Source organism: uncultured Roseovarius sp., assembly GCF_947259555.1.
Lineage (GTDB): Bacteria > Pseudomonadota > Alphaproteobacteria > Rhodobacterales > Rhodobacteraceae > Roseovarius.
In genome coordinates, this window is the sequence record NZ_CAMYMD010000021.1 from 13,533 (window position 1) to 32,115 (window position 18,583).

The 18,583-nt window shown below is 64.7% G+C and carries 25 protein-coding genes and 2 pseudogenes; 11 read left to right on the forward strand and 16 right to left on the reverse strand.

The annotated features are described in order from the left end of the window. Positions 1-2: 2 nt before the first annotated feature. From Q0X85_RS03245 to Q0X85_RS03270, 6 genes are all read left to right on the forward strand, one after another. Entirely contained in the window at positions 3-1,373 is a 1,371-nt protein-coding gene (locus Q0X85_RS03245) for an ATP-binding cassette domain-containing protein (RefSeq protein WP_297768974.1), read from the forward strand. A 53-nt stretch (positions 1,374-1,426) separates the two neighbouring features. Then, positions 1,427-2,140, forward strand: coding sequence for an amidase family protein (locus tag Q0X85_RS03250; protein ID WP_297768912.1), 714 nt, complete (start codon positions 1,427-1,429; stop codon positions 2,138-2,140). Continuing rightward, positions 2,121-2,306, forward strand: a complete 186-nt coding sequence (locus tag Q0X85_RS03255; protein ID WP_297768914.1) for a hypothetical protein — start codon at positions 2,121-2,123, stop codon at positions 2,304-2,306. Before Q0X85_RS03250 ends, Q0X85_RS03255 begins: the two co-directional genes overlap by 20 nt. Positions 2,307-2,312: 6 nt before the next feature. After that, the gene (locus Q0X85_RS03260) at positions 2,313-2,819 is read left to right on the forward strand and encodes a hypothetical protein (RefSeq protein ID WP_297768917.1); all 507 of its coding nucleotides are present in this window, start codon (positions 2,313-2,315) and stop codon (positions 2,817-2,819) included. 114 nt (positions 2,820-2,933) lie between these two features. Beyond that, on the forward strand, positions 2,934-3,695 hold the full coding sequence (locus Q0X85_RS03265; protein WP_297768920.1) for a hypothetical protein: 762 nt from the start codon (positions 2,934-2,936) through the stop codon (positions 3,693-3,695). A 114-nt stretch (positions 3,696-3,809) separates the two neighbouring features. Then, entirely contained in the window at positions 3,810-4,049 is a 240-nt protein-coding gene (locus Q0X85_RS03270) for a hypothetical protein (RefSeq protein WP_297768922.1), read from the forward strand. Positions 4,050-4,461: 412 nt separating this feature from the next. Here the strand turns inward: Q0X85_RS03270 and Q0X85_RS03275 are convergent, their stop codons facing one another. The 7 genes and pseudogenes from Q0X85_RS03275 to Q0X85_RS19785 form a co-directional block, all read right to left on the reverse strand. Next, a complete protein-coding gene (locus Q0X85_RS03275; protein ID WP_366129199.1) occupies positions 4,462-5,439 on the reverse strand; it encodes a hypothetical protein in 978 nt (325 codons plus the stop codon). Then, positions 5,436-5,891 (reverse strand): hypothetical protein, encoded by a 456-nt coding sequence (locus tag Q0X85_RS03280; protein WP_297768927.1) that lies wholly within the window; start codon positions 5,889-5,891, stop codon positions 5,436-5,438. The genes Q0X85_RS03275 and Q0X85_RS03280 overlap by 4 nt, the downstream gene beginning before the upstream one ends. A 205-nt stretch (positions 5,892-6,096) precedes the next feature. Beyond that, positions 6,097-6,831 (reverse strand): GntR family transcriptional regulator, encoded by a 735-nt coding sequence (locus tag Q0X85_RS03285; protein WP_297768930.1) that lies wholly within the window; start codon positions 6,829-6,831, stop codon positions 6,097-6,099. Positions 6,832-6,952: 121 nt separating this feature from the next. Further along, on the reverse strand, positions 6,953-7,714 hold the full coding sequence (locus Q0X85_RS03290) for an SDR family NAD(P)-dependent oxidoreductase (RefSeq protein WP_297768932.1): 762 nt from the start codon (positions 7,712-7,714) through the stop codon (positions 6,953-6,955). Between the two features lie 3 nt (positions 7,715-7,717). Then, positions 7,718-8,620: pseudogene (locus Q0X85_RS19775) on the reverse strand (AMP-binding protein); the annotation flags it as partial. A 41-nt stretch (positions 8,621-8,661) separates the two neighbouring features. Next, the gene (locus Q0X85_RS19780) at positions 8,662-9,258 is read right to left on the reverse strand and encodes an AMP-binding protein (RefSeq protein WP_366129202.1); all 597 of its coding nucleotides are present in this window, start codon (positions 9,256-9,258) and stop codon (positions 8,662-8,664) included. Between the two features lie 82 nt (positions 9,259-9,340). Further along, a complete protein-coding gene (locus tag Q0X85_RS19785; protein ID WP_366129204.1) occupies positions 9,341-9,553 on the reverse strand; it encodes a hypothetical protein in 213 nt (70 codons plus the stop codon). Between the two features lie 98 nt (positions 9,554-9,651). On the opposite strand from Q0X85_RS19785, the gene Q0X85_RS03300 reads away from it, so the two are divergent. Genes Q0X85_RS03300 through Q0X85_RS03310 form a run of 3 tightly spaced genes read left to right on the forward strand, consistent with a single transcriptional unit; the run spans position 9,652 to position 11,771 of the window. Continuing rightward, positions 9,652-10,428, forward strand: coding sequence for a crotonase/enoyl-CoA hydratase family protein (locus Q0X85_RS03300; protein ID WP_297768935.1), 777 nt, complete (start codon positions 9,652-9,654; stop codon positions 10,426-10,428). Between the two features lie 6 nt (positions 10,429-10,434). Beyond that, positions 10,435-10,899 carry a MarR family transcriptional regulator gene (locus Q0X85_RS03305; RefSeq protein WP_297768938.1) on the forward strand — a complete coding sequence of 155 codons (465 nt, stop codon included), beginning with the start codon at positions 10,435-10,437 and terminating at the stop codon, positions 10,897-10,899. Further along, complete coding sequence (locus tag Q0X85_RS03310) at positions 10,896-11,771, forward strand: amidohydrolase family protein (protein WP_297768941.1); 876 nt, start codon at positions 10,896-10,898, stop codon at positions 11,769-11,771. Before Q0X85_RS03305 ends, Q0X85_RS03310 begins: the two co-directional genes overlap by 4 nt. A gap of 82 nt (positions 11,772-11,853) precedes the next feature. On the opposite strand, the gene Q0X85_RS03315 is transcribed toward Q0X85_RS03310, so the two are convergent. The 5 genes from Q0X85_RS03315 to Q0X85_RS03335 form a co-directional block, all read right to left on the reverse strand. Beyond that, entirely contained in the window at positions 11,854-12,357 is a 504-nt protein-coding gene (locus Q0X85_RS03315) for an RES domain-containing protein (protein WP_297768944.1), read from the reverse strand. Then, positions 12,354-12,821, reverse strand: a complete 468-nt coding sequence (locus tag Q0X85_RS03320) for an antitoxin Xre/MbcA/ParS toxin-binding domain-containing protein (protein ID WP_297768947.1) — start codon at positions 12,819-12,821, stop codon at positions 12,354-12,356. The genes Q0X85_RS03315 and Q0X85_RS03320 overlap by 4 nt, the downstream gene beginning before the upstream one ends. A 294-nt stretch (positions 12,822-13,115) precedes the next feature. Continuing rightward, positions 13,116-13,496, reverse strand: coding sequence for a phosphotransferase (locus tag Q0X85_RS03325; protein WP_297768977.1), 381 nt, complete (start codon positions 13,494-13,496; stop codon positions 13,116-13,118). Continuing rightward, positions 13,403-13,768 (reverse strand): phosphotransferase, encoded by a 366-nt coding sequence (locus Q0X85_RS03330; RefSeq protein ID WP_297768950.1) that lies wholly within the window; start codon positions 13,766-13,768, stop codon positions 13,403-13,405. The genes Q0X85_RS03325 and Q0X85_RS03330 overlap by 94 nt, the downstream gene beginning before the upstream one ends. Continuing rightward, positions 13,765-15,054 (reverse strand): aminotransferase class III-fold pyridoxal phosphate-dependent enzyme, encoded by a 1,290-nt coding sequence (locus Q0X85_RS03335; RefSeq protein WP_297768953.1) that lies wholly within the window; start codon positions 15,052-15,054, stop codon positions 13,765-13,767. Before Q0X85_RS03335 ends, Q0X85_RS03330 begins: the two co-directional genes overlap by 4 nt. Positions 15,055-15,546: 492 nt before the next feature. Here Q0X85_RS03335 and Q0X85_RS03340 point away from each other — a divergent pair. Continuing rightward, positions 15,547-15,852 (forward strand): annotated as a pseudogene (locus Q0X85_RS03340) (transposase); the annotation flags it as partial. An 874-nt stretch (positions 15,853-16,726) separates the two neighbouring features. Beyond that, on the forward strand, positions 16,727-16,897 hold the full coding sequence (locus Q0X85_RS03345) for a hypothetical protein (protein ID WP_297768956.1): 171 nt from the start codon (positions 16,727-16,729) through the stop codon (positions 16,895-16,897). 154 nt (positions 16,898-17,051) lie between these two features. On the opposite strand, the gene Q0X85_RS03350 is transcribed toward Q0X85_RS03345, so the two are convergent. The 4 genes from Q0X85_RS03350 to Q0X85_RS03365 form a co-directional block, all read right to left on the reverse strand. Further along, entirely contained in the window at positions 17,052-17,582 is a 531-nt protein-coding gene (locus Q0X85_RS03350; RefSeq protein ID WP_297768961.1) for a TonB-dependent receptor, read from the reverse strand. Between the two features lie 4 nt (positions 17,583-17,586). Next, entirely contained in the window at positions 17,587-17,853 is a 267-nt protein-coding gene (locus Q0X85_RS03355; RefSeq protein WP_297768964.1) for a hypothetical protein, read from the reverse strand. A gap of 31 nt (positions 17,854-17,884) precedes the next feature. After that, positions 17,885-18,307 carry a hypothetical protein gene (locus Q0X85_RS03360; RefSeq protein ID WP_297768967.1) on the reverse strand — a complete coding sequence of 141 codons (423 nt, stop codon included), beginning with the start codon at positions 18,305-18,307 and terminating at the stop codon, positions 17,885-17,887. A gap of 161 nt (positions 18,308-18,468) precedes the next feature. Then, the coding region (locus Q0X85_RS03365) for an energy transducer TonB (RefSeq protein ID WP_297768979.1) at positions 18,469-18,583 on the reverse strand (115 nt) is incomplete at its 5' end.

Genomic DNA, 18,583 nt, shown 5'->3' on the forward strand with positions numbered 1-18,583 from the left:
GGCTGTCGGTCTGGCACGGCCAGTTCCGCGCGCTCTCGGATGCGACGATGAGCGTCCAGGCGAGGCGGTCCGTCGCGCTGGTGGGCGCGAACGGGGCCGGGAAATCCACGCTGTTGCGGCTGCTTTGCGGGCTGGTGCCCGACTGGCAGGGCACGATCACGCTGGACGGCACGGCGCTGCCCAAAGGCAACCCGCGCGCGGCTTCGCGCTGCGGGTTGGCATTGGTGCCCGAGGGGCGGCTGCTGTTCGACAGCCTCAGCGTCGAGGAAAACCTGATGATCGGCCGCAATGGCCCCTGGGATCTGGCCACGGTCTATGGCCTGTTCCCAGCCCTGGCCGAGCGGCGCAGACAGCGCCCCGCCACCCTGTCGGGCGGGCAGCAGCAGATGCTGGCCATCGGTCGGGCGCTGACCTCGAACCCCGATATCCTGTTCTGTGACGAGATTTCACTGGGTCTGTCGCCGATGGTGGTGTCCGAGGTCTATGCCGCGCTAGCTGCGGTCCGCGCCCAGGGCGTGTCGCTGGTGATCGTCGATCAGGACGTCACCCGCGCCTGCGCTGCCGCCGACGAGGTGGTGGTGCTGGGCAGTATCGGATCGATCCGCGGTGCCCTGGCGGCGGGGCTATTGCTGGGCCTTACCCAGGTCGTCAGCGCGCGCTTCGATGGCAATGCCGGGCTGCTTTACGTGCATCTGGTGGTTTTCATCACCCTGGTGCTGCGCGCCATCTCGGGGAGGCTGATCGTGGCCGTTCTCGGCGCGACGCTGATCGACTCCGGCTCGCACTTCCTGCTCTGCGAGGTGCTGGTGATCATCCTGCTGGCGCAGATGTGGAACCTGCTGGCCGGGTTCGCCGGGCAGATCTCGCTGGGCCATCAGGCCTTTGTGGGCCTTGGCATCTATACGCTGTTTTTCGTGGCCCACCAGACGGCGATCCCGCTTTGGCTGGTTCTGGCCGTCGTGCCGCTGCTGGTCGGATTGGTGGCGATCCCGCTGGGGATGGTGATGTTCCACCTCAAGCATGCCTATTTCGCAGTTGGCATGTGGGTGGTGGCCGAGATCCGGATGCAGCTTGCGGCCAAGGCACAATGGCTGGGCGGCACCCGCGGCATGATCCTGCGCCCCGGCGGCGAGATGCTGTCCGGAGAGCCGGAGCGCCCGGCCTTTGCCATCGCCGCCTTCGGCGCGGTGGCGCTGGTGGTGGCGCTGCGGGTGTTCCTGCGCACCAAGCCGGGCCTGGCGATGCTGGCCCTGCGCGAAAACGAAGCCGCGGCGATCAGCGCCGGGGTGGATGTGCGCCGCCTGCACCTGATCCTGCTCTGCCTGACGGCGGCGGGCACGGCGGCGGCCGGGTATTCCGGCGGGCAATACTGAATTGTGATGGGCGTGTCGGCCGTGGTGGTGCTGCTTTTGGCGCCGCGCGGCCTGTGGCTGGCGATCGCGGGCCGGATCGGCGCGGTCGAACGCTGGAGCATCTGCTGGCGCGTCAGGCCCGGCTCGATGGCGAGACCAACGCCGTGATCGAGCTGAACGCCGAAACTGCGCTTGAGGCCGCGCGCGAAGCGGATGCGCAACGCGATGGCACCCGCCCGCTGAACGAGTTGCCGATGACGATCAAGGACACCTATGAGGTGGCCGGTTTCTACGCCACCGCCGGGATCCCTGATCTGGCCGGGCATCGCCCCGAGCGCGATGCCGATGCCGTCACCCGCCTGCGTGCCGCCGGGGCGGTGATCTATGGCAAGACCAATGTGCCGGTCGCGGCATCGGACCATCAAAGCTACAACCCGATCCACGGTCTCACCCGCAATCCCTGGAACCCTGAGCGCACGGTCGGCGGGTCCTCGGGCGGGGCGGCGGCGGCTTTGGCGGCGGGTTTCACGCCGCTGGAACTGGGCAGCGATATCGGCGGCTCGATCCGCATCCCGGCGCATTACTGCGGAGTCTGGGGGCACAAACCCAGCTATGGAATCGTGCCCTCGCGCGGCCATATCCCGCCCATGCCCGGCGCGCTGCCGCCCTCGCCCCTGGCGGTCTGCGGGCCGCTGGCGCGCTCGGCCGAGGATCTGGACCTGGCGCTTGGGCTGTTGACCGGGGGGGCAGGGCGCCTGGACGCTGACCTTGCCGAAACCGCGCCATGACCGCCTGTCGGATTTCCGCGTGGCCGCGCTGACCGAAGGTTTCCCGGTGGACCCGGCCTATGCCGCCGCGATCGGCGGTTTTGCCGATGCGCTTGCCAGCGAGGGGGCCCAGGTTACCCGTCTGTCCGCGCCGCCGATGCATATGCAAGGCAGTGACGCGCTTTAAATCGACATGCTGTTCGCGGTGATCGGTGCCGGACTGCCCGAACCGGAGCTGGCCGCCTACGAGGCCGCCGCCGCCGCGCACCCCGACGGCAACCTGCCGCGGCAGATCGCCCGTGCGGTGCGCGCCAGCATGGTCGATTTCGCCGCTCTCGCCGAACGGCAGGCCCGGCTGATTGCCGCCTGGGGCGACTGGTTCGCCGACTACGACGTGCTGCTGTGCCCGGTCGCGATGGGCACGGCCTTTCCGCATCAGATCGGCGACGGCCACGGCCCGGCAACCCAGATAGGCCGGGTATTGCAGGTTGGCGATAAGACACGGCCCTACAGTGAAAACCTGTTCTGGCCGGGGCTGGCCACACTGGCGCATTTGCCGGCCACAGTGCGTCCGCTGCCCGAATTGCTGGGCGGGCTGCAGATCGTCGGGCCGCTGCAGGAAGACCGCTCGCCGTTGGCTTTTGCCAAGGCTTGCGACGCCGCGTTCGGCGGTTTCAGGGCGCCGGATATGTCCGGCTGAAGAGTGGGCGGCCCGTCCGCAACCGAAGAAAGAGACCACACCCGCTGCCCAACTCACGGCGGTGGACCGGCGGAGTTGTGCCGCCACACAAGAAAGCCAACGGAGGAGGGACACATGAAGATCAGAACCATGTTGAGCTGCGGGGCAATCGCCTGTTGCCTGAGCGCGGGCGCCGCAATGGCGCAGGACGGCCCGCCCGAAGCGGGACCGCCGCCGGGCATGCCGCCATTGCCGCCCGGTTTACTGGCCCAGATCAATCTTGGCCGGGCGGGCCTTTTGGCATCGTTCTACTCGCATGAACAATGGGGCACGACCCAGGGCCGCATCGGCCAGTCGCGCAGCACCATCGCCGCCGCCAGCGCGCCCGGCGGGCCGACCTCCGGCTTCGAAGACGGGTCCACGGATCCTGTTGTGTCGCTCTCGGTGCAAAAGGCGCTGCCGGACGGCAAATCCTACCTGTGCGTCAAGGGGACACTCGCTCTGCCCAACGGCCGGGTCAACCTGATTGAGCAGGACGGGGACAACCCCAGCCTTTTTATTAATTACATGACATTTCCGAACCCCGACACGATGCTCAGCTTCGGCGTCTTCACCGAGCAGTTAGATATCGACGAGGCCGGGTCCGGCTCGGAGGTGCGCGACGGGTACGGGATCCGCGCCGATGTGCTGCGCAAGTTCAACGACAATTGGGTCGCCTTGGCGCGGGCGGAATATTCTTGGGGCGAATCCGATATCCGGGTTCCCGCCATCGGCTTCCGGCATGTGCAGGACGATGACCGGTTCTATGCCCAGGCCGAACTGATCGGCACCTTCGACCGCGATCATATTGCGGCCCTGCCCGAGGGCTGGGTCCTGCGGCCGGTTCTGGGGGGATAACTTCTAGCATAACAGCATCGAGGCGACCCCGGCCAGCTTTGGCCGCGTCAGCTCGGGTGTGGTCGGCAGTACCGAGGATTACGGCATGGTCTGGGCCAATGGGCCAATATCGGAGTGCAGCAGCAGATTGTCCCTGGCAAGTGGGCGTTCAATGCCTGGCTCGGGCTTGAACATGAATATGTCAACGATCTCGACGCCCTTGTGGATGAGGACACCTACGTCGCCGGACAGATCGGGACAATATTCACGGCAAAATCCGGCCAGCAGCTTGTGCTCAACTATACACGGCACCAAGGGGTGAATGGCAACCGCTGGAACCAGATGTTTCTCGCAACGCTCAACATTCCGTTCTGAGCGATCCAGCCCCATGCCGGGCGTTGCACATACGCCCGGCATGAAGCAGGCTTCCACGGATCATTCCGGGGCTATCCCCTATCACTCCAGAACCCGAAGATTTTGGCCTGATACCAGCGGCCCGACCGGCTAACTCATCCTGCCAACGCCCATGTCCCCGGCGCGCGCATCAAGCCCTCCGGGATTTCTTCGCGTCGAGGCCCGCAGGTTTGATGAGCGGGCAGAGACGGGCAAAGGCGCGAACAGGCACCGGAAACGGCCGTTGGTCTGAGGGGGTGCGGAGATTGCCGGTGACCTGAACGCGAGAATCCCGCCACGTTTTGGGGGTGATTTCCCGGAAGCGCGCAGTCGGATCAGGTGGATACGGCGTGGGATGTCCCGGGATCGAGGCGTGATGGACAACGTCCTCCGGTCATCCTGTATGCCGCCAACGGGCGGGGCTCATCTTTTTAGGGCGGAACTCAGGCGGGCGCGATAATGTGATCGCGCCCGCCTGACCCTGCAACAGGGACGACTTGGACCGCCAGCTGTCGGCGTAGTTTTCGCGCGCCTCGGCCGCATAGGGCGTCGGCGATACGCGCACCCGGATCTCGGCCTGCTTGTGCCCTTCTGTCGAGGTCTTGCCCGAGCCGCCATCCGGCTCGCCCCAGACCAGCGCCAGCACGTCGCCGACCTGCACATCCTGCGCGACCACGCCAAGGCTCAGCAGGCAGCGTTCGTTATAGGAATAGCCGTTGAACATCGACATGCCGACCATTTTGCCGTCGCGCAGGATCATGTCCGCCGAGGACGGGGCATAGTTGGGCACCGGGAAGTCGATCCACTTGTAGGCGTCGCCCCTCTCGAAATTGGCGGCGATGACTTTCATCACGTCCTCGGAATTCCACTCGAAGGTGACCTTCTTGCGCTTTGCCCCTTCGGCCCTGAGCTTCTCAAGCGCGGCCTTGCCGACAAAGTCGTCCTTCTTCCAGCCGATATAGAAATCATAGCCCAATTCGAACGGGTTGACGTAGTAATCCTCGATATTGTCGGACACAAAGCTGCCGCCGATCGAGCCCGCGGCCTCGTAGCTGTCGGCGCCCAGCCACTGGCGATACTCGGCCAGCATGCCGTCGCCGGTATAGATGCCGGGCAGCGGGCTGGGGATCCAGCCGGATTCCACCGTGTTGGTCGAATAGGCGCGGCTGCCGCATTGCACCAGAGTCACCCCGGCGTCGCGGGCGGCCTGGAGGATGGTCGAATGGATGTAATCCTTGTCCTTGTGGGGTCCCCAGATCTCCAGCCCCGGCGCGCCGGACATGCCGTGGCGCAGCGCCTGCACCTTCTTCGACCCGATATTGATCCAGTCGACATGGAAGAACTTGATGTCCGGGATCGGGCCGCCATTCATCTTTTCAAAGATCTTCGGCGCGTCCGGCCCCTGGATCTGGAACCGGTAATGCTCGCGCAGCACGCACTCGCCCTCTCGGGGCGGCTGGGGCTGCGCGGATCGTAGCGCAGGCGCACGTTCCATTTGCCATGGGCGGCGCAGAACATCAGCCAGTTCGAGGTCGGCGCGCGCCCGACCAGGACGAACTTGTCCTCGCGCTCGCGGAAAATGATGTGGTCGCCGATCACATGGCCGTTCGGTGTGACCGGGACATAGTGCTTGGCGCGGTTGAGCGCGAAATTCCCGAAGGCGTTGATGCCGTGCCAAGCCAGGAATTCCCCGGCCTGCGGGCCTTCGACGATGAGTTCGTCCATATGGTGGCTCTGGTCGAAGAGATCCGCGCTGTCCCGCCAGGCGCGCTGTTCGTCACGCCAGTTCGAGAATTCCGGCGCCACGACCGGATAGACATACATCCCGATTTTAGAGTTTCGCAGGACCGAAACGATGTTTCCGGATTCCTGAATTACACCTTACAGGCTCGATGCCGCCATGGTGAAGTCCTCCCTTTGCAATCAATGTATACATTGACATCGATTTTTGAGAGAAACTGCAAGCGAATTCCTGCAAATTGAATACACTTTTGCCGAACCGCCCCAGCATCGCCGCCAGATCAGCACATCAGTCAACCACGATCCCGCGGCCGGGCAGACGCAAGCCCCCGCCCTCGTCTGAGCTCAGCAGATAGTCGAGGCTCCCGCGGGCGATGCGGGCATGTTCCCGGGCCAGGGATTCGGCGCGCGCGCCCTGGCGCGCCTCGATCGCCTGAACGATGCCGCGATGCTGGTTTTGCGCGACGATCAGCGACAGGCGAAAGGCCCGGCGACCCGACCGGGACGGTACAAAGGCCGAGGGCGAAGCAAACGGCAATGATTTTACCCGGTCCAGCTCGCGCGTCATGATCGCGCTGCCGGACAGGGTGCCTAGAAGATCGTGAAATCTCTGGTTCAGCCCGCTATACTTGTCGAAATCGACATCGTCTATCTCACTCCCGAAGCAAATATCCAGCGCGTCCAGCGTCGCGTGGACCGGGGCCAGACCTGCGGGACCGACACCGCGTTCAGCGGCTAGGCGGGCCACGGTTCCCTCCAGGACACCGCGCAGTTCGATCGCGTCGACCACGTCATCCGGCGTGAACGTGCGCACCAGAAAGCCGCCCCCCGAAGCGCGCTCAAGCAGCCCCTCTTCGGCAAGGCGCGACATCGCCTCGCGCGCCGGCGTGCGCGAAACCTGGAGCGCCTCGGCCATTGCGACCTCATAAAGACGCCGGCCGCCCGGGATCTCGCCGTTGATGATCTTCTCGCGCAACTCCAGCAGGGCGCGTTTCGTATGCGTGTTGGCGCTTGTCTTGCTCATGTATACATTCTCTTCCGGCGCCATGTATACATCGGGCAAGGCAAAACGCGAACTCTTTGAGCCCGCGTGTCCGAGGAGCACGGGAACCGGTTCCCACTTATGTGCGACATGCTCTCGTGCGCTATTTCGGCGCCAGGCGCGCCGCGCCGTCGAGTCGGATCACTTCGGCGTTCACATACTGGTTTTCCAGCAGGTAACGCACGGTGTCCGCGAATTCCGCCGGATCTCCCAGCCGTGACGGGTAAGGGATCCCCTCTGCCAGCGCTTTTTGCGCCTCCTCCGGCAGGGTACATAGCATTGGCGTCAGAAAGATCCCCGGCGCAACCGTATTCACCCGAATGCCGAAACGCGCGAATTCCCGTGCCGCCGGTAATGCCATCGACACAATGCCGCCCTTGGAGGCAGCATAGGCCGCCTGCCCGATCTGCCCGTCAAAGGCCGCGACCGAAGCGGTGTTCACGATGGCGCCACGGGCGCCGTCGGCCAGGGCAGGCAGCCGCATCATCCGCTCGCCCGTCAGGCGCATTACGTTGAAGGTGCCCATCAGGTTGACCCGGATCACCCGTTCGAAATCGGCAAGCGGCATCGCCCCCTCGCGGCTGACCATCCGGCCGGCCGTGCCGATCCCGGCACAGTTCACCACCAGCCGCGCGTCGCCCTGATGCTCGGCGATATATTCCCGCGCCCGGCGCACCGAGTCCCCCGAGGCCACGTCGCAGGCCATGGCAATGCCGCCGATCTCGGCCGCGACGCGGCTGGCGCTCTCGTCATTCAGGTCGAGGATCGCGACTCGCGCGCCCCGAGCCGCCAGCATACGCGCCACCGCCTCGCCAAGACCCGACCCCCCGCCGGTGACCAGCGCCGATTGTCCTTTCAGTTCCATGCCTTACCCTTTCGCTGCGACGATCACCCGGGGATCGTCGGAATAAACCGCCTCGACCAGGTCGCCGCGTTCCCGCAGGACCGCCCGCTGGTTGACCGAGCCCTTGTCGGTGACCTCGCCCTTGTCCAGGTCGAGTGGCGCCTTCAGATAGATCGCCCGCCTCACCCGCATGGAGGACCCGGTTGCCACCGCCGCGAAGGCCCCCAGCGGGCGCGCGGTTTTCTCCCGGATCCCGGGCGCGGCGATCAGCGCGGCATCGCTCATCCCGTCGCCCCCCGGCACCAGGCGCTCCATCGCCGGGCGAAACGGCACCAGAAGCGCGGCCAGCTCGTCACGCCCTCCGCCCGCGATCACCACGTCGCGCGCCAGCCCGCCAAGAGCATCGGTCAGCTTTGCGCGCACCGCACCCACGGCGACCCAGGTGCCGGTGCCCAGCTTGAATTTCTCGGCCACGCGACCGTCGAAAAAGAACCCCTGCCCCGGATCGCCCGGCACCTTGAAGCGCAGCGCGTCGCCCAGGCAATAGAGCCCTTCCTCGTCGAACGCCTCGGCCGTCAGGGCCGGGTTGCGCCAATAGCCGGGGGTCACGTTCGGCCCCTTGGCCCGCACCTCAAGCTTGCCCTCGTTCGGCACCAGCATGAGCGTGAGGCCCTTGGCCGCCACCCCGATATTGCCCGGCGCATCCTGCGGATCGGTACAGAGCAGCGCGAACGGCGCGGTTTCGGTCGCACCCAGCCCGGTACACAGCGCCGCCCGGCGTCCCGTCGCCTCGATCGAGAGCCTCTCAAGCTCATTCCAGGTGTGCTGCGCCATCGCCGCGCCGGCATAGAGCAATATCTTGATATTCGAGAAGAACACGTCCTGGAATTCGGGATCGCGGTTCATCTCTTCCACCATCAGCTCATACCCGAGGGGGACGTTGAAAAATCAGTTCGGTCTCACCTCCTTCAGATTGCGGATGGTCGCGTCGATCCTGCCCGGCGCGGGCCGCCCGTCGTCGATATAGAACGTGCCGCCGTTATAGAGCGCCAGGTTGAAGACTTTGTTACCGCGGCCACGCGATTCCACGGCGCCCAATCCATCAGTACCGGTGGCTCGTCACGCGAAAAGGCATAGCAATCCTGCGCCTGCGCCATGTTGGCGCACAACATCCGCTGGGTCTGGATCACCGCCTTGGGCGCGCCGGTCGTGCCCGAGGTGAACATGAACTTGGCCACCGTATCGGGGCCAGTAGCGGCGCTGGCGGCGTCGAGTCCGGCGCCCGGATGCGTCGCCAAAAGATCCTCCCACGACATTGCCAGCCCCGCGCCCGCCACGCCCAGTACCGGAAGATCCTCAAAGACGGCGTCGATTGCCGGCCGAAAGGGGGTTACGTCATCGGCGAAGACCGCGCCGGGCGTGATCTGATCGCGCACCGATTTGAGCTTGCCGTAATCGGTCGAGACAAGACTATAGGCCGGCGCGATGGCCGCCGAGGGGATGCCCGCGTATTGCGCCCCGAGCGCCATCAGCGCATGGGCGACCGAATTCCCGGACAGGATCACCAGAGGGGCCGCTCGACAGACAGGGCCAGCCCCAGAAGCGCCTGCCCGATCGCGCGGACCCGCGCCAGCAATGCGCCATAGGTCACACCCTGCCAGGCGCCATCGCCCCCCCCCTCTCGGCCATCCACAGCCGATCCGGCGCCTGCTCTGCCCAATGCGCGATCCGGTCCGACATCCGGGCCGGGCAGTCGGGCAAGGTGCCCTTCTGCCAGACCAGGATACTGCCATCCGCGCGCTTTTGCGCCGCCAGATCCACCTCCCAGAACAGTCGCCGGGGCTGCACTGATTCTGCCATTTTCAACCTCCCGTTTTAAAATTAGTTCACATGGAAACTAATTTCCTGCAAAGTGGTTCCGATAAAAACCTTGCGGAAAACGAGAAAGAAAAGACGGCATGACAGAATTCCTGACCTTCGAGATGCGCGGGGACGTTGCGCTGATCGGACTCAACCGCCCTGGGAAACGCAACGGGATCTCGGATCGTTTTGGCGAAGAGCTCGACGGTGTCATCAGCCGCGCCGAGGCCGTGGCCAAAGCTGCCGTGATCTTTGGCCACGGGCCGCATTTCTGCGCCGGGCCGGATCTGGCCGAACATGTGCACAAATCCCCGATCGAGGGGGTCCACGGCTCGCGCCGGTGGCATCAGGTGTTCGGACGCATCCAGCAGGGGCGTATCCCCTGGTTCGCCGCGCTGCATGGCGCCGTGGTCGGCGGCGGTTTTGAACTGGCCGCGTCGGCACAGGTCCGGGTGGCGGACGAAACCGCCTTTCTCGCCCTGCCCGAGGGCCAGCGCGGCATTTTCCTCGGCGGCGGCGGGTCGGTGCGCTGTGCGCGGCTGATCGGATCGGCCCGGATGAGTGACATGATGCTGACCGGCCGCTCGATCGACGCCGCCACCGCCGAGCGCTGGAACGCGGTGCAATATGTCGTCCCGGCGGGCACTGCCGTCGAGCGCGCCGTCGACATGGCCGCCCGTGCCGCGACCAACGTCGAAATAACCAACTATGCGATCATTCACGCCTTGCCGCGGATACAGGATATGTCCAGCGAGGACGGGCTGTTCGTCGAAAGCTTCATCGCGTCCTTTACCGCGACCTCGCCCGAAGCCGAAGAGCGGCTGCGCGCGTTTCTGGAAAAGCGCGCGGCCAAGGTCGCCGCCCCGACGGAATAACGTGTCATGACCGATGCCGCCAATTCCGACAGGATCCGGCTGGGGAACCTGTCCAGGTCCCCGGGGTTCCTGCTGCGCCTGTCGCAGCTTCAGGTCTTCAACCTGTTCTATGAAGCGCTTGGCCACGACCAGCTCAGGCCCGGCGAATTCTCGGTTATCTGGCTGATCTCGCTCAACCCCGGCGTTCGTCAGGGCGTGCTGGCCAAACGGCTGATGATCAAGCCCGCCCATATGACCAAGCTGGTGAAGCGGCTCGAAGACGCAGGCCATGTCCAGCGCACGATCGAAGCCGGCGATCGCCGCGCCGTACAGCTGACGCTGACGGCCAAGGGCAAGCGGCTGGTCGATGCGCGCAAGTCCGAAGTCTTCGGTTATATCGCACATGAAAACGTTCGGCTGTCCGCCGCGGAAATGGCCGAACTGACCCGCCTGTTACAAAAATTCGTAGGGATCGAAGGGGATAGCCTATGAATGTCGACGATCTTGTCGTCATCGATTTTCACATCCACGCCGAAGAGCCCTGCTGTTCCGGCCGTGACGACGGATACAGCGAGTTCCAGGCCGGCATGGCCGCCTATTTCAAGAACCCCGCCGGGGCGGATGGCATGTTGCCAAGCGTGCAACAGAGCGCCGCCTATTTCCGCGAACGCAAGATCGGCGCCGTGATCTTTCCGGTCGATGCCGAACGTGAAACCGGGTTCCGCCGCTACTCGAACGAGGAAGTGGCAACGATCTGCGCCGAGAATGACGATATCCTGATTCCCTTCGCGTCGATCGACCCTGCCAAGGGCAAGCTGGGCGCGCGCGAAGCGCGGCGGCTGGTGCGCGAGTTCGGCGTGCGCGGGTTCAAGTTCCATCCCACAATGCAGGGGTTCTACCCCAATGACCGCATGGCCTATCCGCTCTACGAAGCGATTGCCGAAGAAGGCGCGGCGATGCTGTTCCATACCGGCCAGACCGGCGTTGGATCGGGCATGAAGGGCGGCATGGGGATGCGGCTGAAATATTCCAACCCGGTGCATATCGGCGATGTCGCCATCGACTTTCCGGACACCCCCATCGTGATGGCGCATCCGTCATTCCCCTGGACCGAAGAGGGGCTGATGGTGGCGCAGCACAAGCCCAATGTCTATATCGACATGTCCGGCTGGTCGCCGAAATATTTCCCCGAAATCTTCGTGCGGTACGCCAATACGCTGCTGAAGAAAAAGATGCTTTTCGGGTCTGACTGGCCGGCAATCACGCCCGACCGCTGGCTGGCCGATTTCGAAAGGGCCGATTTCCGGGACGAGGTCCGCCCGCTCATCCTGAAGGAAAACGCACGCAAGTTGCTCGGCCTCTGAACAGGGCCGCACCCGGCCCCGTTTTCAACCCGTAACGTCCCGGTTTATAGGCGGGCGCCTTTTCTGATCTTCCGGCTTGGGCTCAGGCGGGTGCCTGCAGCCGGGGGTCGAGTGCAAACCGTTCCTGTGCAACATCCGCATAAAGCCCGCCCGCCTGGTCGGCGTCAAAGATCAGATTCCAGCTGTGTCGGGAAACGGCCGAAGGGATCAGGATGCAGACATGTTCCCGAAGGAGCTTATTGCCATGCTCCTGCTGGTTCTTGCTTGGCGCGGCAGGGGTGAGCCAGTTCGGGTTCGGGATGTCATCAGGCCCAACCAGGTGGATCCTTGACATGTCGGTGATCCGGGCAGACGTCAGATAATGAGGCGCCATATCCAGAACCTCAAACCCCTTGTGAACGGCCACTTCGAGGCAGGCCGTCGCCGGATCCAGTGACGCATAGACGGCGCGCACGCCCGGCGTGTTCCAGCGCCCGCCAACCCGGAAAGCCCCTTCCCCCGTGTGCCAGGTCTTGCGGTGGCGTTCCAGATCAATGCGCCACAGCCTGATCTCGCCCGAGCCGAGCGGGGGCGGCAACGGGATCACGCATAAACCCCGTATTCCAGGCGTGTCAGGTATTCCTCGACAGCTTCGACCCCGGCCGACGTCGCGAGAAGGTCGACAGGTTTCCGGTTGGAGAGGCCGATTGCGGGCTTGTTCATCCAGGCTTCCGCGGCGTCCTCGGATCCCATGACGTCGATAGCATGGGCGAAGATTTCAGCGAAACGCCAGGTCCGGTTGCTTTGCTCGACGCTGAGCAGCTGCGGGGCGTTCCTGGCCTTGTGTCGTTGCAGCGTCCGAAGGCTGAGCCCGATTGCCTTCTTCAGGGCATCGCCCTGTTCCAGGAAGGTCACCGCCGAGACGAGATGCAGAAGGGCATCGGCCGGCAGGCCCTTCAGAAGAACCTCATGCGCATCCATCGCGCTTCGGACCCTGGCGTGGATGACTTTCTCACCGCCGAGCAGTCCGACGGTGCGTCCGACGTCGCCTTCGATCTGAACTGCTTCCATTGCGTGCCTCCTCGCGTCATGTGTCACGCAAAATACGACAAGTGTCGTAATGTTTCAAGCCCGAAGCGGGGCGCAGCCCTCTCGGCCAGGCCCGGATCGAACAGATCCTCCGCGCTGCGAAAACAGGGCGGCGCAACATCCTGATGCATGCTGTCGGGCAACCGTTTCCATAGGCACGACGTGTCTCTGATCCGGCGGCCCCATCCGCCCCGATGCTCAGGATTTCACCAGAGCTCCCCGGACGAGGGCGTGCGATGTGTCGATGAAGCGCGCGCTTCGCTCTTGCGCCCCGTCTTAGTCCATGCGCGTCATGATCCAGCCGACATAGGTGGCCGACCTGAGCGCGATGAACAGGTCCAGCACGCGCAGGTCGATGGGGCGGCGCGACGTGTAGCCCTCCGTCAGGGCGACGCGCAGGTCGGGATAGTCCGGCTCGGTCAGGTTCTTGAGCAGGGCGGTGGCGATGTCAAACAGCCGGAAGCCGAAGCCGCCATCGTCGAAGTCGAAGTCGAAGTCGAAGTCGATCAATTGCAGCCGGTCGCCGTCGAGCATGATATTTTCGCGCACCGGATCCGCGTGGATCAGGCCGTAGTCGAGATCGTCCCCGATATTCTTGAGGGTGGCAATGGCCTGATCGCGCAGGGCCAGGAACAGCGTTCTGTCCTGCGGCGACAGGCCGGGATTGTCCCAGAACCGGCCCCAGAGCGGCGCATCGCCGACCGGACCGGCGCGGGCACGGCGATGCCGCCTTGTGCGACGGCGTCCATCCAGGCCAGTTCCGACCAAAGCTCCGCGTTCGTCCGATAGTCTTGCCCGTGCAGCCGCAGGGCGAAAGTGCGGTCGCGTGTCGTGACCTTGAACACCTGGTTCTCGCGGGCGGCCACAAGATGCCACACGGCGCCGTCCAGGCCCCAAAGGGCCAGGGCTTTCTCAACGACCGTGGTCATGGGGCCACCGGCGTTTCGCTCAGAACCTCGTCCAGCGTGTCGAAAAGCAGGTCCGCGTTGGCGATCGAGAATGGCATCGGCGGGCGGATTTTCAGGGTGTTCTTGTGACGCCCCAGTTTGGAGTGAATGATCCCACGGTGGCGCATGGCGTTGATGACCCGGTCGGTAAAGGTGCTGGCCGGTTCCTTGCTGGCGCGGTCAAGTACCATCTCGGCCCCGAAGATCAGCCCGGAGCCGCGCACATCGCCGATGACCTCGTGTTTGTCCTTGAGGGCCAGGAGCCGCTGGCGGGCATGCGCGCCAACCGTCTTTGCATTGGCCACGAGGGCCTTGTCCTCGATCTCGTCCAGCACCGCCATCGCCGCCGCGCAGGACACCGGATTGCCGCCGAAGGTGTTGAAATAGCGATAGCCCTGGCGAAACGCCTTGACGATGTCGCCATTCGCCGCGACGCCGTCCACTGTATGCCCGTTGGCCATGGGTTTGCCCAGGGTGAGCACATCGGGCACGACGCCCATTTTCTCATGCGCCCAGAGGTGGGTGCCGGTGCGGCCGAACCCGGATTTAACCTCGTCGCAGATCAGCAGGCCGCCGGCCTTGCGCACCACCTCGGCCACCGGTTTCAGCCATCCGTCGGGATGGTTCGGCAAGCCTTCGTTCAGGAAATAGGGGCAGACGACAAGCGCGGCAAAGCCCGTCCCGGCCGCTTCATGGGCGGCGATCTGTTCGGCCACGGCGGCGGCGAAGCCTGTTCCGTCCGGGTCGGGCGCGCGATAGCTGTCGGGGGCATCGACGAAGCGGAAATACCGGTCCAGCCCGAAGCCCACGCTCGGGATGTTCGACTTGCTGAGCTGGCTGACCAGCGACGTGTTGCCGTGATAGGTGGCGTCGGTGGCGATGATGCCGCGCCTGCCCGTCACCGCTTCGGCCATGCGCAGGGCGATATCGTTCGCCTCGGACCCGGTGCAGGTCAGGGCGCCCGTGCCGAGAGAGGCATCCATCGTTCCGGTCAGCTTTTCGATATAATCGAGGATCCCGTCATGCAGATAGCGCGTGTGGGTGTTCAGCGTGCCGGCCTGTCGGCAGATCGCCTCGAGTACCCGGGGGTTGCAATGCCCCACATGCGGGACGTTGTTGTAGCAGTCGAGGTATCGGCGCCCGTCGGCATCCCAAAGCCAGACCCCTTCGCCGCGCACGAAATGAACCGGATCGTCATAAAAGGTCGAGACATTCGGACCCATCAGGCGAGCCCGGTCGGCGAGCAACTCGGGCGTGGTGCGGGACATGCGGTTTTGGTCTCATCAGAGGGTCAGGGCAGAGCGTGTGAAGGAAGAGCCGGGCAGTGCCCGACCGCGGGCGGGCGCACTGCGGGTTGAGATTGGCACCTTATGGTGCCGCCACATTTTGCGTTGGGTCAGTATACAGGCGGTGCAGAAGCCCCGCCCGTCACGCCGGAGGCGTGCCGCCTGTATTGGCGCACCTCTGGTGCGACGGGGCGGTCGGGCGCTGCGCGGCGGTGCCTGAGGCACCTTGTCTCATACTTCTGATGCCTTTCATGGGAAGGTGGGGCCGGTGCCAGCCACTTCATAAATGGCAGGCACCGGCGGTGGTCAGATCGTCTTCGGCCGGGTCCTTGAGGACCGTAATCAAGTGAGATCGGCCACCGTCTTCGCATGAGGCCTGAACCGCTGACCGGCAGGGTATTTCCGCAGGAAATGTCCCGAGAGGCTGATACGCAGCAGCTCTCGGCTCTGCATGACAAGCATAGGACAGCGAAGATGACACAGACTACCATCGGCATCGACATCTCGAAAGCCCATCTGGACGCACACGATCTGAACACCGGAGCACATGCTCGGTTCGACAATTCAACAGACGGGTTGCGCGCCCTCAAACGATGGCTTGATCCCACGCCGCCGGACCGGGTCGTCTTTGAGCCGACAGGGCCGTTTCACAGACGTTTCGAGACCACGTTCTCGGGGCACCTTCCGCTCGTGAAGGTGAACCCGCTGCAGGCGCGCCGCTTTGCGCAGGCCCACGGGACCCGTGCAAAGACCGATGCGGTGGACGCCCGGATGCTGGCGGCTATGGGCCGCGCGCTGGAACTGGTGCCGGAATCGGCCCATCGATCACAAAGAGCGCGAACTCAAGGAGTTGCACATCGCCCGCGCAGGGCTGGTGCGGGATCGGACTGCGCTGATCAACCGGCTCGCGACCCAGACCCTCGGTTTGACACCGCAGTTGACGCGGGCCCGCATCCAGGGAGGTCGGCGACACCTGAGACACGCTCTGTTCATGCCAGCCCTCGTCGCCATGAAACGCAATCCTGACCTGAGCGCCAAATACGACGCCCTCCGAGCTGCCGGGAAACCTCACAATGTGGCCCTCACAGTGCTCATGCGAAAACTGCTCATCCTGGCCAACACGCTTCTGAAAGAGAACAGACTCTGGCAGCCAAAATCAGCTTGACCCGGACGGATACTTGTTCTCTGGGGGCTTTCGGGCCCTGCTTCTTTTGCACAATCTGTTATAGATCTCGATGCTCCGGACCGTTCTGGTCGTCTGCCAGCAGCGTTCTCGACTTCCCGAGGCCTCAGCCAGAGCAAAGCGACGTTGCCGCACGATCTGAGGTCGTCCCTCATTCTTCACCACGCCTTTCCCCATCTCGAGCCCCATCAGGTCGCCCTGCGATCGAGGCTATGATCCTCGATGTGGGGTCGGTCTATGTTGACCACCCGGCCCCGCGCCGGCCCGGCTCGCCCGACGGTATGCCTTTTGCAAATGCCGTAGACGGTGCCTGGCAGAGAAGCCTGCGCGACCGCGATCTCAAAGCCCGCACCCTGATGCTGACGGTGCTGATGCGTCCGCCGATGGCGCAGGCCTTCTCGGAGGTTCTGGGCGTCCTTGGGGCAACTGTGTTGTCAGACGGGGGCTTTGAAGGGGGTTTGGTCGCGCAGGATGGCGTTGGCCGCGGATCACGGACAGAGCTACGGCTGGATCATCGCAGCCCCCGGACAATTGCTGACCGAGGGCGAGGCCGAGCGCCGCGACAAGCGCGGCCTGCGCGGCAATCATCCAGCCACGGTAATGACCGCCAAAGCCGAGGCTCACGCGGTCGAGCAGCGTTGACCAGGGAAAGCGCAGCACGCAAAGGATCGCCACCAACGATACCATCCCTATGGCCGTCGACGGCGCGCCGCCCTGCCGCATGAAGAGCGCAACGCCGAAGATCATGAATTGCCCCGCCATGGACAAGGTGCGGCCAAACAGCGCCGGGACCGGGTCAGACGCGCGCATCGCTGTCGTGGATGAGAGCGCGCGCATGCTCGGAACCGCCGGGCGTATAGCCGCGCCGGAGCGACAGGCTGACGGAATTCTTATCGTCGATCTCGTAGCCGATCCCGAGGCTCGGGAGCACCTCGAACTCGGACTTGCGGCTGCTCGCCGCGCCCGTGGTCGGCGGAAGAAGCGGCGAAAAAAGTGCCGTCGTGGCGATGTCGCGCCGGTCGCGAAAGCCCTGAAAGCGTAACCATGCCGAACGCGTCAGGCGGTCGCTCAGCCCGTAATGCAGATCCGTATATGCAGAGATTGTCTCCGCCTCGGGGCCGAAACTCAGGATCAGATCCTGCGTCCAGACGGTTTTGTCAGAGGCCAGTTTGTTTCGGAAGGTCTGTTCGTCGCGGCTCGAGAACTCATCATGCACGCGCGCGGTGAGCGTCTCAAGCGTTGCCGCGCCGATATCTGTATCGGTCGTGAACGACACAACATCCGAGTCGATATCGAAGACACGGGTCGGGGCATTGGTGCGGATCACCCGGTCACTGAAGGGGCGACCGGAGGTGGCCGACCCCTCGACGAGGTTGCGAGGTCTGCGGCACGAATCCGGTCTGTGCCTCGACGGTGAGGTTCCAGCGCATCCCGTCCGCCACGTCTGCTTCACCCGCCAACCGGCCGCGCAGTCTCGCAGTTTCGAACTCGGTGAGAAACCCCGCATTGCCGCCGATCCCGCGGCGCGGAGCGTCACCCTTGGCCAGTTCGACACTCAGCCGCCCAGAGAGCCGCCCGGCCAGCGGCCCCGAAACCATGCCGTTAAGAAAGTACTGCGGGTCGTTGACTTCATTGAACGTGGACCCCGTTTGCAGCGCCGCCTCGAAGACTTCGGTCGGTTTCCCAGTCTCGACAATGATCCGGCAAGGCATTCCAGCGCAGCGGCCTCGCACAAGAGCGCCGCATCCGGTGACTCGGGCGCAACCCGTGCTCGAGCCGGGTCGTCCTCACCCGACAATTCGCTACCCAGGCGTGCACCGCCGAGACGAGCGGATCGCCCGCCGACGCCCGCTCGGCAAGGAACGCCTCGGTGAAATGCAACGACACAGTCTCGAGCGCGGGTTGATGCGGCAGGTGCACTTCCCACACCGCGCCCTCCCCTTCGCCGACGATCGGCGTCTCGCCCGCGTCAAGCGTCAGGCGGTGGCTATCGCCGAGGCGGCAGGAGGCGCTCCGTCCGCGCAGCCGCAGCTCGATATTGAGGCCGGGCATGCCCTCGGTGTGCGGGGAGCGCGCGCTGGCCGCTGCCCGCGAAATCGATCCGCACATTGCCGAGTTCACGCGCCATGCGGACGATATTGTCAGAGTGGAAAGCGTCGCGGACCTGCGATCTCAAGGCCGGTCTCCGGCATGGGGTGCACAGCAGGGCACGCTCACCGCCCTTCGATCCGGATCGAGAAGCTGGTCTGCGCGCCCGAGGGCGGCGCGGGGAAGGGGGCGGCGCGCTGCACCACGGTGAGCGCCGCGCGGTCGAGCCGCGACGAGCCC

Excerpts from the sequence above, each read along its gene's own strand:
- Q0X85_RS03320 (WP_297768947.1), bottom strand. The coding sequence starts at position 12,821 with ATGGAAGCAGTTCAGATCGAAGGCGACGTCGGACGCACCGTCGGACTG.
- Q0X85_RS03310 (WP_297768941.1), top strand. The coding sequence starts at position 10,896 with ATGAATGTCGACGATCTTGTCGTCATCGATTTTCACATCCACGCCGAA.
- Q0X85_RS03260 (WP_297768917.1), top strand. The coding sequence starts at position 2,313 with ATGCTGTTCGCGGTGATCGGTGCCGGACTGCCCGAACCGGAGCTGGCC.
- Q0X85_RS03355 (WP_297768964.1), bottom strand. The coding sequence starts at position 17,853 with ATGGTTTCGGGGCCGCTGGCCGGGCGGCTCTCTGGGCGGCTGAGTGTC.
- Q0X85_RS03345 (WP_297768956.1), top strand. The coding sequence starts at position 16,727 with ATGGCGTTGGCCGCGGATCACGGACAGAGCTACGGCTGGATCATCGCA.
- Q0X85_RS03290 (WP_297768932.1), bottom strand. The coding sequence starts at position 7,714 with ATGGAACTGAAAGGACAATCGGCGCTGGTCACCGGCGGGGGGTCGGGT.
- Q0X85_RS03360 (WP_297768967.1), bottom strand. The coding sequence starts at position 18,307 with ATGCCCGGCCTCAATATCGAGCTGCGGCTGCGCGGACGGAGCGCCTCC.
- Q0X85_RS03275 (WP_366129199.1), bottom strand. The coding sequence starts at position 5,439 with ATGAATGGCGGCCCGATCCCGGACATCAAGTTCTTCCATGTCGACTGG.
- Q0X85_RS03335 (WP_297768953.1), bottom strand. The coding sequence starts at position 15,054 with ATGTCCCGCACCACGCCCGAGTTGCTCGCCGACCGGGCTCGCCTGATG.
- Q0X85_RS03280 (WP_297768927.1), bottom strand. The coding sequence starts at position 5,891 with ATGTATGTCTATCCGGTCGTGGCGCCGGAATTCTCGAACTGGCGTGAC.
- Q0X85_RS19785 (WP_366129204.1), bottom strand. The coding sequence starts at position 9,553 with ATGGCAGAATCAGTGCAGCCCCGGCGACTGTTCTGGGAGGTGGATCTG.
- Q0X85_RS03285 (WP_297768930.1), bottom strand. The coding sequence starts at position 6,831 with ATGAGCAAGACAAGCGCCAACACGCATACGAAACGCGCCCTGCTGGAG.
- Q0X85_RS03300 (WP_297768935.1), top strand. The coding sequence starts at position 9,652 with ATGACAGAATTCCTGACCTTCGAGATGCGCGGGGACGTTGCGCTGATC.
- Q0X85_RS03265 (WP_297768920.1), top strand. The coding sequence starts at position 2,934 with ATGAAGATCAGAACCATGTTGAGCTGCGGGGCAATCGCCTGTTGCCTG.
- Q0X85_RS03330 (WP_297768950.1), bottom strand. The coding sequence starts at position 13,768 with ATGACCACGGTCGTTGAGAAAGCCCTGGCCCTTTGGGGCCTGGACGGC.
- Q0X85_RS03305 (WP_297768938.1), top strand. The coding sequence starts at position 10,435 with ATGACCGATGCCGCCAATTCCGACAGGATCCGGCTGGGGAACCTGTCC.